This is a genomic window from Streptomyces sp. 2323.1, assembly GCF_900221035.1.
Lineage (GTDB): Bacteria > Actinomycetota > Actinomycetes > Streptomycetales > Streptomycetaceae > Streptomyces > Streptomyces sioyaensis.
In genome coordinates this window covers 2390796-2404223 of record NZ_LT907981.1, presented here as the reverse complement: position 1 = coordinate 2404223, position 13428 = coordinate 2390796, and the positions used below count along the sequence as shown (strand labels likewise).

General features: G+C 72.1%; 9 protein-coding genes. 6 read left to right on the top strand and 3 right to left on the bottom strand.

Annotated features, from left to right (window positions below; all coding sequences use genetic code 11):
- Positions 1 to 203 precede the first annotated feature (203 nt).
- Both CPH93_RS09665 and CPH93_RS09660 read left to right on the top strand, forming a co-directional pair.
- On the top strand, positions 204 to 389 hold the full coding sequence (locus CPH93_RS09665; RefSeq protein ID WP_093485316.1) for a hypothetical protein: 186 nt from the start codon (positions 204 to 206) through the stop codon (positions 387 to 389).
- A gap of 223 nt (positions 390 to 612) precedes the next feature.
- Positions 613 to 3720, top strand: coding sequence for a helix-turn-helix transcriptional regulator (locus CPH93_RS09660; RefSeq protein ID WP_096212539.1), 3108 nt, complete (start codon positions 613 to 615; stop codon positions 3718 to 3720).
- 111 nt (positions 3721 to 3831) lie between these two features.
- On the opposite strand, the gene CPH93_RS09655 is transcribed toward CPH93_RS09660, so the two are convergent.
- The 3 genes from CPH93_RS09655 to CPH93_RS09645 all read right to left on the bottom strand — a co-directional run bounded on the left by CPH93_RS09655 (position 3832) and on the right by CPH93_RS09645 (position 6507).
- Positions 3832 to 4020 carry a DUF6191 domain-containing protein gene (locus CPH93_RS09655; RefSeq protein ID WP_093485318.1) on the bottom strand — a complete coding sequence of 63 codons (189 nt, stop codon included), beginning with the start codon at positions 4018 to 4020 and terminating at the stop codon, positions 3832 to 3834.
- An 86-nt stretch (positions 4021 to 4106) separates the two neighbouring features.
- A complete protein-coding gene (locus CPH93_RS09650) occupies positions 4107 to 5276 on the bottom strand; it encodes a PQQ-dependent sugar dehydrogenase (RefSeq protein ID WP_096212538.1) in 1170 nt (389 codons plus the stop codon).
- A 193-nt stretch (positions 5277 to 5469) separates the two neighbouring features.
- On the bottom strand, positions 5470 to 6507 hold the full coding sequence (locus CPH93_RS09645) for an aldo/keto reductase (RefSeq protein ID WP_096212537.1): 1038 nt from the start codon (positions 6505 to 6507) through the stop codon (positions 5470 to 5472).
- A gap of 88 nt (positions 6508 to 6595) precedes the next feature.
- Between CPH93_RS09645 and CPH93_RS09640 the strand changes: the two genes are divergently transcribed.
- The 4 genes from CPH93_RS09640 to ilvN all read left to right on the top strand — a co-directional run bounded on the left by CPH93_RS09640 (position 6596) and on the right by ilvN (position 13424).
- Entirely contained in the window at positions 6596 to 7558 is a 963-nt protein-coding gene (locus CPH93_RS09640; protein WP_093485321.1) for a 2-hydroxyacid dehydrogenase, read from the top strand.
- Between the two features lie 303 nt (positions 7559 to 7861).
- Positions 7862 to 10783 (top strand): putative bifunctional diguanylate cyclase/phosphodiesterase, encoded by a 2922-nt coding sequence (locus CPH93_RS09635; RefSeq protein WP_093485322.1) that lies wholly within the window; start codon positions 7862 to 7864, stop codon positions 10781 to 10783.
- 208 nt (positions 10784 to 10991) lie between these two features.
- A complete protein-coding gene (locus CPH93_RS09630; protein ID WP_096212536.1) occupies positions 10992 to 12860 on the top strand; it encodes an acetolactate synthase large subunit in 1869 nt (622 codons plus the stop codon).
- 39 nt (positions 12861 to 12899) lie between these two features.
- Positions 12900 to 13424 carry an acetolactate synthase small subunit gene (gene ilvN, locus CPH93_RS09625; RefSeq protein ID WP_006602925.1) on the top strand — a complete coding sequence of 175 codons (525 nt, stop codon included), beginning with the start codon at positions 12900 to 12902 and terminating at the stop codon, positions 13422 to 13424.
- Positions 13425 to 13428 lie beyond the last annotated feature (4 nt).

Sequence of the window (13428 nt, the reverse complement as noted above, 5' to 3'; positions counted from 1 at the left end):
TCACCGCGCCCGGTTTTCCAGGATCTCTAGGGCTTCCGTACGCCATACCTAGGCATCCTTCCGTCGGCCGGCAACGGATTCTAAGGACCGTGCCGGCCTGAAGATCGGGAACTCTCCCGATGTGGCGGACCCCCCTTGGCGACGAGGCTGGAGCACATCGACACACCGTCGAGGCACCACCTCACTGTCGTCAGGGAGACACCGTGTTCCACTCCGAGCTGGAGATCCGGGTCCGTCACGAAGAACTGCGCCGCGCGGCCGACCGGCAGCGCCTGGTGCGCGAGGCGACCGCCGGCCGCCGCGCCGCCGCCCGCTCCGGGGGCGACGAACCCGAGGGGTGGGTGAGGGCATGGGGCCGGTGGGCGCGGGTACGCCGCGCCGCCGCATGACAGCGGGCCGCCCATGACGACCCCCACTTCGGTCACGCCGTCGGCCCGCACTCCGTCCGCTCGGTCCCTGGCGCTCCCCCCACCCCCGAACCCACCCCCCGCCTCCTCCCCCGAAGGGGGAGGAGGGGGAGGGGGCGGGGGAGAGCTCCCGGGGCCGCGAAGCACCCCGGGCCGGGCCTCCCGGCTGCAGAAACTCGCTGCCGGACTGTCAGACCCCTGTGCGATGCTCGGCAGCGTGGAGACCAGGTCCGTCAGTCCCGTGTTCGTCGGCCGCGCAGCCGAACTCACCGCGCTCGGTGGCGCGCTCGCCCGTATCGCGGCGTCCGGCGAGCCGCAGGCCGTGCTGATCGGCGGTGAGGCCGGGGTCGGCAAGACCCGCCTCATCGAGGAATTCAGCGAGTCCGCCCGCGCCCAGGGCGCGCTCGTCGCGCTCGGCGGCTGCATCGAGATCGGCTCCGAGGGCCTGCCCTTCGCCCCGTTCTCCGCGATCCTGCACACCCTCAACTGGCATCTGCGCGACGAGCTGGCCGCCGCCGTCGCCGGCCAGGAGGGCGAGCTCGCCCGCATCCTGCCCGAATTGGGGGAGACGCCCACCGAGGCGCACGACGAGGAGATCGGCCGGGCCCGCCTCTTCGAGCTGACCGCGCGCCTCCTGGAGCGGCTCGCCGTCCACCGCACCCTGGTCCTCGTCGTCGAGGACCTCCACTGGGCCGACCGCTCCACCCGCGAACTGCTCGCCTACCTCCTGCGGGCCCTGCACGACGCCAACGTCCTCCTGGTGGCGACCTACCGCTCCGACGACATCCACCGCCGCCACCCGCTGCGCCCCTTCCTCGCCGAGATCGACCGGATGCGCACGGTCCAGCGCATCGAGCTGGCCCGCTTCAACCGCGACGAGGTCCGCTCCCAGATCGCCGGGATCAACGGCAGCGCTCCCGAAGAGGACACCGTCGACCGGGTCTTCAAGCGCTCCGAGGGCAATGCCTTCTTCGTCGAGGAGCTGGCCCGTGGCCTCGCCGACGGCTGTCTGCACGGCCTGAGCGACCCGCTGCGCGACCTGCTGCTGGTGCGCGTCGAGGCGCTCCCCGAGGACGCCCAGCGGGTGGTGCGCACGGCCGCCGAGGGCGGCTCCACCGTCGAACACGAACTCCTCTCCGCCGTCTGCCAGATGCCCGAGGACGACCTCATCGAGGCGCTCCGGGCCGCCGTCGGCAGCAACACCCTGGTGCCCACCCAGGACGGCAAGGGCTACCGCTTCCGGCACGCCCTCGCCCGCGAGGCCGTCGTCGACGATCTGCTGCCCGGTGAGCGCACCCGCCTCAACCGCCGCTACGCCCAGGCCCTGGAGGCCAACCCCGCGCTGGTCCGGGCCGACGTCTGCGCCGCCCGGCTGGCCAGCTACTGGTACAAGGCCCATGACGCCGCCAAGGCGCTGCCCGCCGTCCTCGCCGCCTCGGTCCAGGCCCGCCGTCGCCATGCCTACGCCGAGCAGCTGCGCCTGCTGGACCGCGCCCTGGAGCTGTGGGACGACGCGCCCACCGAGGTCCGCCATGGGGTGCGCCCGGTCGACTACACCGAGGCCTATCCGGCCTGCGGCTGCGACGACGACGCCCTGCGCTTCCTCGATCTGCTCGCCGAGATCGCGGTGGCCGCCCGCCTGTCCGGCGACGCCGAGCGGGCCTTCACGATCACCAAGCGCGCCCTGCGGTCCCTGCGCGGCGAGGACGACCCCCTGCGCAGGGCATGGTTCCTGATGCAGCGCTCACGGCTGTGCCAGTCCACCGGCCGCGGCAACGGCTGGGAGGACCTGGGCACCGCACTGGAGCTGGTCCGCGGCCTGCCGCCGTCCCCCGTGCACGCCGCCGTGATGGCGTACGTCGCCAGCTGGGCGATGCTGCACGAACCGGGCCCCGACACCTACGCGACCGCCGAACGCGCCGTGGAACTCGCCCTGTCCGTGGGGGACGAAGAAGCGGAACTCAACTCCCGGGTGACCCTGGGCAGTTTGCGGGTGGACGCCGGAGAGGCCGAGGCCGGGCTCGCAGAGCTCCGCTCCGCCCTCGACCGTGCCGTCGACCGCGGCTACTTCAGCATCATCGGGCGGGGCCACGTCAACCTCCCGTCCGTCCTGGAAAGCATCGGCCGCTCCCGTGAGGCCGTCGAGGTCACCGAGCAGGGCGTCGCCCTCGCCACCCGCTACGGCCTCAAGGACCGCACCAGCTGGGTGCTGGGCAACCGCGCCGAATCGCTCCAGTCGCTGGGCCGCTGGCAGGAAGCCGGCCGGGCCGCCGCGGACGCCCGCCGCTTCGCCCAGAGCCCCCGGTCGCTCGCGCTGGCCGCCAACCGCCTCACCCACCTCGCCCTGGACCGCGGCGACCTCGCCGAGGCCGAACGGGAACTCGCCGTCACCCGCGAGCACTACGGCACCCACGACCCCCAGCCCCAGCACACCATCCCCATCGCGCGGCACGCCCTGCGCATCGCCGCCCGCCAGGGCCGACTCCTCGACGCCCGGGCCCTCTTCGAACGGGCCCTGGACGCCGGGTTCCCGCCCGGTACCCAGCGCTACGCCTGGCCGCTGCTGTGGTCGGCGACCGCCGCGGAGTCGGACGCCCGGGGCCTGCCGGCCGCGGAGCCGGGACGGGCCGCGATCCTCGCCGGTATCCGGCAGGCCGCCAAGAAGCTGCCCCGGCTCCTGCCGGTCTGGGCGGCGTACGGCCTTGCGGTGGACGCCGAACTCCGCCGCGCCGAGGGCCGTGAGACGCCGGACGCCTGGGCCGAGGCGGTCGCCGCCTTCGAACCGCTGGAGCGCCCGCACGAGCTCGCCCGGGCCTGCTACCGCTGGGCCGAATCACTCCTCCATGCCGGCGAGCGGGCCACCGCCGGGCTGCAGGGCCGCACCCCGCGCGAGGCCGCCGTCCTCCTGCTCGCCCAGGCGCACACCGCCGCCGGGACGATGGGCGCCCGCCCGCTCGCCGAGGAGATCGAACTCCTCGCCCAGCGGGCCCGTCTCCCCCTGCCGGGCCTGATACCGGCCACCGGCGACGGCGCCGGCGACGGCAACGGCACCGGCCGCCGCGAGACCGGGGAGCCCGCCGCCCCCGCCCCGTCCCTCGGCCTGACCCCGCGCGAACGCGAGGTGCTCCGGCTGGTCGCCGACGGGCGCAGCAACCGCCAGATAGCCGACGCCCTGTTCATCTCCCCGAAGACCGCCAGCGTCCATGTCTCCAACATCCTCGCCAAGCTGGGCGTCTCCGGCCGCGGCGAGGCGGGCGCGGTGGCCCACCGCCTGCGCCTCTTCGGCGAACCGGCGCCGGGGATGCCCTCGTAGACCCCTGCCGTCACCCGACGCGCGGGGACGACACCACCTCACCCGGCCGCACCCTCGCCCAGCGGCCCCGTCCGCAGCGAGGCCCGCCCGCAACCACCCCGGACAGCACCCCTACCGCCCGTCCGACGGATCCTGCTGTCGTCGCGGCGCCTTGACGACCACGGTCCCCGAGGAGAGGTCGATCGGGCCCTTCGAGGGGTCGGCGTCCCCCACGTCATCGACGACCAGCGACATCTTCTGCCGCTCCTCGTCGGTGTGCTTGCGGCCGGGCGCGAACAGCTCTTCCACGACATTGAACATGGTGCCTGTCCCCTCTTCGGCGTGACGTGCACCCGTCCCCCTGTACCCGAGTGTAGGCAGGTCGCCCGAAAAGGGGATCAGCCGCGTCAGCTCACCTTGAGGCGGAGGATCCGGTCATCGCCCTTGTGCGGCGTGCCCCGTCCGTCCGTGTTGCTGGTGACCAGCCACAACGTGCCGTCGCTCGCCGCCACCACCGTCCGCAGGCGCCCGTAGGTGCCTTGGAGAAAGGCCTGCGGGGCCGCCACCGGCTTCGTCCCGTTCAGCGGGATCCGCCACAGCCGTTCGCCGCGCAGCGAAGCCATCCAGATCGAGCCCTTGGCGTACGCGATGCCGCTGGGGGAGCCGACCGCGGGCCGCCACTCCTCGACCGGGTCCACGAACCCCGAGCCCGCCGCCGCGCCCTTGGCCTTGCCCTCGGCCTCGGGCCAGCCGTAGTTCCTGCCCGGCTCGATGAGGTTGAGCTCGTCCCAGGTGTCCTGGCCGAACTCCGAGGCCCACAGCCGGTCGTCGGCGTCCCAGGCCAGTCCCTGCACATTGCGGTGGCCGTAGTCGTACACCACCGAATCGGCCGCGGGGTTGCCGTGGACCGGCTCGCCGTCCGGCGTCATCCGCAGGATCTTGCCGGCCGGGGACTTCGTGTCCTGGGCCAGCCCCTTGTCGCCGGTCTCGCCGGTGCCGGCGTAGAGCATCTTGTCCGGGCCGAAGGCGATCCGGCCGCCGTTGTGGATCTCGCCCTTGGGAATGCCCTTGAAGAGCGTGTCGGGCGCGCCCAGCTGATTGCCCGGCGGGCGCTTCTCGTCGTAGACCATGCGGGCGATGCGGTTGTCGGACGCGGTGGTGAAGTACGCGTACACCTGATGGTCCGCGCCGAACGACGGGGACACCGCGATCCCCAGCAGACCGCCTTCGCCGCCCGGGTCCACGCCCGGCACCGACCCCAGCTCGGTGATCTTCCCGTTCTTCGCTGAGACCCGGACGATCTTCCCGGTGTCACGGGAGCCGACCAGCAGATCCCCGCCCGGCAGCACCGCCACGCCCCAGGGCGACTTCAGCCCGGTCACCAGGGTGGCGGTCACCTTCACCGAGCCCTTGGCGGGCGGCACGGCGGACGACGGTGAGGCACCCGGGGAGGCGGCGCTCTTCGCCGGGGCGGAGGACGTCCCGGCGCCGTGCGGCGCTGCGCCACCGGACGAGCAGCCCGCTGCCAGCAACAGCGAAGCGGCGGCCAACACGGCGGTGTGGGTACGGCGTTCCACGGCAGGGTCCTCTCGTCGGCAGGGCGGGACAAGAACACCACATCGCGCCGGGCAACGCCCGTACCCCAGGCGCTCCGGAGCCACTGCCACCTGCCGTGATCCGACGCGGACCGGCGGGCCGAGTGCGCGTGTCCGGGGGCAGGCAGCCGGGGGTACGCCACGAGCCGGACAGGCCCTGGTTGCGGAGGGGCTCCTAGTACCAGGACCCGCGCGCCGGCGGCAGCACGGCGATCTCCGCCAGATCCTCGCGGGTGAGCGTGAGCCCCGCGGCCTTGGCGTTCTGCGCGGCCCAGCGTTCCTTCTTCGTGCCCGGCACCGGGACGACATGCCGGCCCTGCGCCAGCACCCACGCCAGCGCCACCTGCCCCGGCGTCGCACCGTGGCGCGCGCCGACCCGGCGCAGCCCGGCCACCACCGGCTGGTTCGCGGCCATCATCTCGGCGGTGAAGCGCGGGTGACGGGCCCTTATGTCCTCCGGCTCGAACCCCTCCCCCGGGGTGAGGGTGCCGGTCAGATAGCCGTTGCCCAGCGGCATCGCCGCCAGGAAGCCCACGCCCCGCGACTCGCACCACGGCAGCAGCGCCTCCAGCGCCTCCGGCGACCACACCGACAGCTCGGCCTGCACACTGCTGACGGGGAACACCTGCTGGATGCGCTCCAGTTGGGCCAGCGTGCCGTCGTGCATCCGCGAGCGCCGTGGCCCGCCGCCGGCCGGCCGCCGCTCCGTACGGGCCGCACGGGCCGGCCGTACCGCCCGCGCGCCCACCGCGCACAGCCCCAGCGACCGCACCTTCCCGGCCGCCACCAGCTCCGCCATCGCCCCCCAGGTCTCCTCGATGGGCACCTCGGGATCGGCCCGGTGCAGCTGGTAGAGGTCGATACGGTCGGTCTGCAACCGCCGCAGCGAGGCGTCGCAGGCCCGACGGACGTAGCCCGGCCGCCCGTTGGCGACGATGTGCGCTTCCCCCACCAGCAGACCGCACTTGGTCGAGACGAACGCCTCCGCCCGCCGCTCCTTGAGCACCCGCCCCACCAGCAGCTCATTGGTGAACGGGCCGTACATGTCGGCGGTGTCGAGCAGGCTGCACCCCTGGTCCAGCGCGGTGTGCACGGCCCGCAGCGAGCTGTCCAAGCTGCGCTGCGACTCGGTGTACCCCCAGCTCATCGGCATACAGCCGAGTCCGATGGCGCCCACTTCGAGGGCCGCCGCACCGATTGTCCTGCGCTCCACCTGGTTGTGCCTCCATCCCCTCGCCCCCGGTCAAGGGCCTGACCAAACTAACGTCTGAGCAGAACATCTCTTCGCATAGCCTGCGGTCATGGCAACCGCAGACCAGCGCACCGAGGCGCACGACGTATGGCTCCCGATCCCGCCCGACGAGATCGAGGGCCTCCCCGCCGGTCTCCGCTACCTCCACTGGGACGCCGGCCTCGACTTCCCGGCCGACCCGGAGCGGTGCGTCTTCTATGCGGTCCCCTATATGAAGGGCGCGGAGGTGAGCCTGCGCCCGCTGTCCCGGATGAGCCGGGTTCGGGTGGTGCAGACCCTCACGGCCGGTGTCGACGACATGCTGCCGGGGCTGTCCCGGATGCCGTCGGGCGCCCACCTGTGCAACGCCCGCGGACTGCACGACGCCAGCACCGCGGAGCTCGCGCTCACGCTGATCCTCGCGGCGCTGCGCGGCGTTCCCGACTTCGTACGGAGTCAGGACGCGGGGGAGTGGCGGCCGGACGTCCGGCCCGCGCTTGCCGACAAATCGGTCCTCATTGTGGGCTATGGTTCGATCGGCAGTGCCATCGAAGACCGGCTCACACCTTTTGAGTGTGCGCGGGTGGCGCGCATCGCACGCACCGCGCGTGACACTGTGCGCGGCCCCGTGCATCCACTTTCCGACCTGTCCGCCCTCCTGCCCGACGCGGACGTCGTCGTGCTCGCGACGCCGCTCACCGAAGCGACGCGTGGCCTGGTCGGAGGCGATTTCCTGGCGCGGATGAAGGACGGCGCACTGCTCGTGAACATCGCGCGCGGCGGGATCGTCGACACCGCGGCGCTCCTCACCGAACTCCGGTCCGGGCGGCTGCGTGCGGCGCTCGATGTCACCGATCCGGAACCCCTGCCCGCCGGGCACCCGCTGTGGCACGCTCCCGGCGTGCTCCTCACTCCACACGTCGGTGGCCCCAGCTCTGCCTTTCTCCCCCGTGCGAAGCGGCTGCTGCGTGATCAGTTGACGCTTTTCGCGGCCGGCGAGCCCTTGCGGAACGTGGTCGCGACCGCCGACTGAAGCGGTCGCGAGTAGCGCTACGAGTCCGTAAGACTGCGGGGAGTATGCACCCTTCCGCCCCCAGTCACGCTCCGTAGAGACGCTATGTCCCTGAGTGACGGAACTGGTGTATCGTCCCGAGCGGGGACGACGCCGGGAGGGACACGGCGCGTGCGAAGGATCCGGGACTCGAGGGGGGCGACGGGCGATGTACGGCCGATGGACGATTCGCGAGAAGCACGATCCACGAGCGCCCGCGGGAATACTGCGACCCCAGGAGCGCCGCTCGCGACGCCGCCCGGTACGGGTGAGCAGGAGAATCCGGTGAGCGCCCCCGGGGCGATGCTCTCCCGGCCGCCGGCACCGGCCGGCAGTCCGCCGAGCACGGTCCCGCAGATCGTCCTCGCCGTGGTGTGCGGCGGCTATGCCGTCGGCGCCGCTTTCGGCTGGGGGTCGCCCGAAGTCGCGGCGTTCATGGGGGACTTCGGCCTCAGCTTCGCGGCGCTGCTGGCGGCCGTCTCCTGCGGTCTGTACGCCCGCAAGCGCCGCACCCGCTTCCGCCCCGCCTGGATGCTGTTCGCCGCCTCCTCCGGGATGGCCGGCCTCGGCAACGGCGTATGGGGCTGGTACGAGGTCATCGAGGGGACCACGGTACCCAGCCCCTCCCTGGCCGACTTCTGCTTCCTGCTGTTCGCCCCACCGGCCATCGTCGGTCTGCTGGTGCTCGCCAAGAGGCCGGTGACCAGGGCGGGTTGGGTCTGCCTGGGGCTCGACTCCTGGCTGATCGCCGGATCGCTGGTCACCCTCTCATGGAGCCTCGCGCTCGCCCACACCGCCCATTTCCAGGGCCGCAGCGTGGCGCAGAGCGCGCTGTCACTGGCCTATCCGCTGCTGGACATCGTGCTGGTGAGCATGGTGCTCGTGCTGCACTTCCGGCGCTCCTCGGTGCACCGCTCGGCGATCAACACCGCGGTCGCGGCGCTGGCGCTGACGGTGCTGTGCGACGCCCTGTTCAGCTCCCCGCTGCTGCGTGAGCACTACCGCTCCGGGCAGATCCTGGACGCCGGATGGTTCGCCGGCTCGATACTGCTCGCGTACGCGCCCTGGGTCGCCCGTCGCGCGGGCGACGAGGCCGGTCAGGAGGAGCCCCGGCCTGCCGCGCGCCGGATCCCGCCGCACGGCAGCCGTCCCATCGCCGGCTCGCTCGCCGCCCTGACCCCGTACCTTGCCGCCGCCGTCTGCACGCTGGGCATCCTCACCAACGTCCTGGACGGGCGGCGCATCGACCGCGTGGTGCTGTTCACCGGCTGCACGGTCGTCCTCGCGCTGGTCGTCCGTCAGGGCATCATGCTGCTCGACAACATCACCCTCACCCAGGAGCTGGCGCAGAAGGAGAACCACTTCCGCTCCCTGGTGCAGGGCTCCAGCGACGTCATCATGATCGCCGCCCCGACCGGTGTGCTGCGCTACGTCAGCCCGGCCGCCGCCGGTGTCTACGGGCGTAACGCCGAGGAGCTGGTCGGCTCCGAACTGGCGTCGCTGATCCACCCCGAGGACCTGGGCCGGGTGGTGCACGAGGTCCGCAGATTCCTCGCCGCCGCCCCCGAGGACGAACCGACCACCCGGATCGAATGCCGCTTCCGCGCCGGCGAGCAGCGCTCCGGCGGCGACGGCTGGCTGAACGTCGAGTCCACGGTCAACCGCCACGACGGCGGCCTGATCTTCAACTCCCGCGATGTCACCGAACGCGTCCGGCTGCAGGCCCAGCTCCAGCACAACGCCTCGCACGACGCGCTGACCGACCTGCCCAACCGCGCCCTGTTCACCGAACGCGTCACCCAGGCCGTCACCGGCCGCCGGGCCAGCGACCTCGACACCGCCGTGCTCTACATCGACCTCGACGGCTTCAAGCAGGTCAACGACACCATCGGGCACCAGGCGGGCGACGAGCTGCTGATCCAGGCCGCCCGCCGGCTCGGTGACTCGGTGCGCGCGGGGGACATAGCGGCCCGGCTGGGCGGCGACGAGTTCGCCGCGCTGATCACCGGCGACGGCACCCGAGACCTGGCCGCCCGCGAATTCCGGATCCACGAGATCGCCGACCGGCTGCGCATCCGGCTCTCCGAGCCCTACCGCATCGACGGCCGTGAGGTGCGGGTGGCGGCCAGCATCGGGGTGGCCTTCGCCGAGCCCGGCGTCAGCCCCGCGGGCCTGCTGCGCAATGCGGACCTCGCGATGTACCGCGCCAAGCAGGCCGGCAAGGGCCGGGTGGAGCTGTACGCCCCGCAGATGCAGACCGAGGTGGCACACCGTGCCGAGCTCGCCACCAAGCTCCGTACGGCCCTGCACGACGGCGCCTTCTCGCTGCTGCACCAGCCGGTGGTGGAGCTGGCGAGCGGACGGGTCACCGCGGTCGCGGCGCACGCCCGCTGGCGCTCCGCCCAGGGCATCTTCTTCACCCCCGCGGAGTTCCTGCGGGTCGGCGACCGCGGACGCTTCACGCAGGACGACGGTGACCGCGCCGCGGAACTGGACCGCTGGCAGCTGGAGGCGGCCGTCGAGCAGGCCTCGGCCCGTCACCGCGCCGGCTATCCGGTCCCGGTCGCGGTCCGGCTCCCGGCCCGTCGGCTGCTGGACCAGGCGCTGTCCCCCAAGGGCGTGGAGTCGCTGCTCACCCGGCACGGCCTGCCCTCGCGCGCGCTCGTCCTGGAGCTGTCCGAAAGCGATCCGCGCATTCCGCTGGACGACCTGGAGCGCCGGCTGGTCGCGCTGCGCAGGCTCGGCGTACGGATCGCCCTGGACGGCTTCGGCAGCGGAGTCGCCGCGATCAGCGCGCTGCGCAGGCTCCCCGTCGACGTCCTGCGGCTGGACCGCGGGCTGGTCGACGGTGTGGTGGAGTCCGCCCGGCTGCACAAGATCACCGCAGGGCTGCTGCGGATCGCCGGAGACCTGGGCATGCAGTCCGTCGCGGACGGCGTCGATCTGCCCGAGCAGGTGCTCGCGCTGCGCTCCATGGGCTGCACCCACGGCATGGGCACGGCCTTCTCCGGGCCGCTCGACGAACACCGGCTGCGGCGGTCCCTGACGCACGCCCACTATCCGGTGCCGGACCTCGCGGTGCAGGGCCGGGCGGTGGTGCTCACCGGCAGCGGACTGCCCGCACGCCAGGGCGGTCCGGCGGGCCCGGAATCGATCGTGCATCCGCCATTGCGCTCAAATAGTGAGACCTCCGTCCCACCCACTTGACACCCGGTGCACGGCGGGGGGAGGGTCTGTGCCATGCGCACCCGAATTCTCGTACTTGGAAAGCGCGTCGGCTGAGGCCGGGTCACTGACGAAACCCGGCTAACCGCACCGACGCGCTCCCCTCGCTTGCCACTTGGCACGGGGGGTTTTTTGTTGCACAGCAACCTCACAAATCCGTCAAAACCCTCAGCTTCGAGAAGAGACGCAGATGACCGAGCAGGCCTCCGGGGCCCACCATCCGCAGCCGCGGGCCCGTACCTCCGGCGGATCGCAGCAGCCCGCCGTCGAGCACGTCACGGGCGCGCAGTCCCTGATCCGTTCGCTCGAGGAGGTCGGGGCCGACACCGTGTTCGGCATTCCCGGCGGCGCGATCCTTCCTGCGTACGACCCGATGATGGACTCCTCGAAGGTCCGGCACGTCCTGGTGCGCCACGAGCAGGGCGCCGGCCATGCGGCCACGGGATACGCGCAGGCCACCGGCAAGGTCGGCGTCTGCATGGCGACCTCGGGCCCGGGTGCCACCAACCTCGTCACGCCGATCGCCGACGCCCACATGGACTCCGTCCCGCTGGTGGCGATCACCGGCCAGGTCGCGTCCAAGGCGATCGGTACGGACGCCTTCCAGGAGGCGGACATCTGCGGCATCACGATGCCGATCACCAAGCACAACTTCCTGGTCACCGACCCCGCCGAGATCCCGCGGACGATCGCCGAGGCGTTCCACATCGCGGCCACCGGCCGGCCCGGCCCGGTCCTGGTCGACATCGCGAAGGACGCGCTCCAGGCGCAGACCACCTTCGCCTGGCCGCCGCACACCGAGCTCCCCGGCTACCGCCCGGTGACCAAGCCGCACGCCAAGCAGATCCGCGAGGCCGCCCGGCTGATCGTCGAGTCCAAGCGCCCGGTCCTCTACGTCGGGGGCGGGGTGATGAAGGCCGGCGCCACCACCGAGCTGAAGGTGCTCGCCGAGCTGACCGGTGCCCCCGTCACCACCACCCTGATGGCGCTGGGCTCCTTCCCCGACAGCCACCCGCAGCACGTCGGCATGCCGGGGATGCACGGTTCGGTCACCGCCGTCACCGCCCTGCAGAAGTCGGACCTGCTGATCACCCTCGGCGCCCGCTTCGACGACCGGGTCACCGGCAAGCTGGACTCGTTCGCGCCGTACGCCAAGGTCGTGCACGCGGACATCGACCCGGCGGAGATCGGCAAGAACCGCGCCGCGGACGTGCCGATCGTCGGTGACGCCCGCGAGGTCATCGCCGATCTGATCGTCGCCGTCCAGGCCGAGCACGACGCCGGCCACCGGGGCGACTACAGCGCCTGGTGGAAGGACCTCAACCGCTGGCGCGACACCTACCCGCTGGGCTACGACCTGCCGGACGACGGCACCCTCTCCCCGCAGCAGGTCATCCAGCGGATCGGCGAGCTCGCCCCGGCCGACACCATCTACGCCGCGGGTGTCGGCCAGCACCAGATGTGGGCCGCCCACTTCATCGACTACGAAAAGCCCTCGACCTGGCTGAACTCCGGCGGCGCCGGCACGATGGGCTACGCCGTCCCCGCTGCCATGGGCGCCAAGGCCGGGCAGCCGGACCGTACGGTCTGGGCGATCGACGGCGACGGCTGCTTCCAGATGACCAACCAGGAGCTGGTCACCTGCGCGCTGAACAACATCCCGATCAAGGTCGCGATCATCAACAACGGTGCGCTGGGGATGGTCCGCCAGTGGCAGACCCTCTTCTACAACCAGCGTTACTCCAACACCGTGCTGCACTCCGGCCCCGAGTCCAACGGGCTCGTGACGGCGGGCAAGGCCAGCGGGGGCACCCGCGTCCCGGACTTCGTGAAGCTGTCCGAGGCGATGGGCTGTGTCGCGATGCGCTGCGAGGACCCGGCCGAGCTGGACGCGGTCATCGCCAAGGCCAATGCCATCAACGACCGCCCGGTCGTGATCGACTTCATCGTCCACGAGGATGCCCAGGTGTGGCCGATGGTCGCCGCCGGGACCTCCAACGACGAGGTCATGGCCGCCCGGGGCGTGCGTCCCGACTTCGGCGACAACGAAGACGACTGACCCAGGACGACACGGACGCACGGAAGAAGAGAGAAGACCATGTCCAAGCACACGCTCTCCGTCCTGGTGGAGAACACGCCCGGCATCCTCGCCCGGATCGCCGCCCTGTTCTCCCGCCGCGGCTTCAACATCGACTCGCTCGCGGTCGGGGTCACCGAGCACCCCGACATCTCCCGCATCACCATCGTGGTCAGCGTCGAGTCGCTGCCGCTGGAGCAGGTCACCAAGCAGCTCAACAAGCTCGTCAACGTCCTGAAGATCGTCGAGCTGGAGCCGGGCTCCGCGATCCAGCGCGAGCTGGTCCTGGTGAAGGTCCGCGCCGACAACGAGACCCGCTCGCAGATCGTCGAGATCGTCCAGCTCTTCCGTGCCAAGACGGTGGACGTCTCCCCGGAGGCCGTCACCATCGAGGCCACCGGGTCGAGTGAAAAGCTGGAGGCGATGCTCAAGATGCTGGAGCCGTTCGGCATCAAGGAACTCGTCCAGTCCGGCACGATCGCCATAGGCCGAGGCGCCCGGTCCATCACCGACCGCTCGCTGCGTGCCCTGGACCGTTCCGCCTGACCCC

Bases quoted from the DNA above. Each gene is read 5' to 3' on its own strand.
- CPH93_RS09630 (WP_096212536.1), top strand. From the start codon at position 10,992: ATGACCGAGCAGGCCTCCGGGGCCCACCATCCGCAGCCGCGGGCCCGT.
- CPH93_RS09655 (WP_093485318.1), bottom strand. From the start codon at position 4,020: ATGTTCAATGTCGTGGAAGAGCTGTTCGCGCCCGGCCGCAAGCACACC.
- ilvN (WP_006602925.1), top strand. From the start codon at position 12,900: ATGTCCAAGCACACGCTCTCCGTCCTGGTGGAGAACACGCCCGGCATC.
- CPH93_RS09660 (WP_096212539.1), top strand. From the start codon at position 613: ATGCTCGGCAGCGTGGAGACCAGGTCCGTCAGTCCCGTGTTCGTCGGC.
- CPH93_RS09640 (WP_093485321.1), top strand. From the start codon at position 6,596: ATGGCAACCGCAGACCAGCGCACCGAGGCGCACGACGTATGGCTCCCG.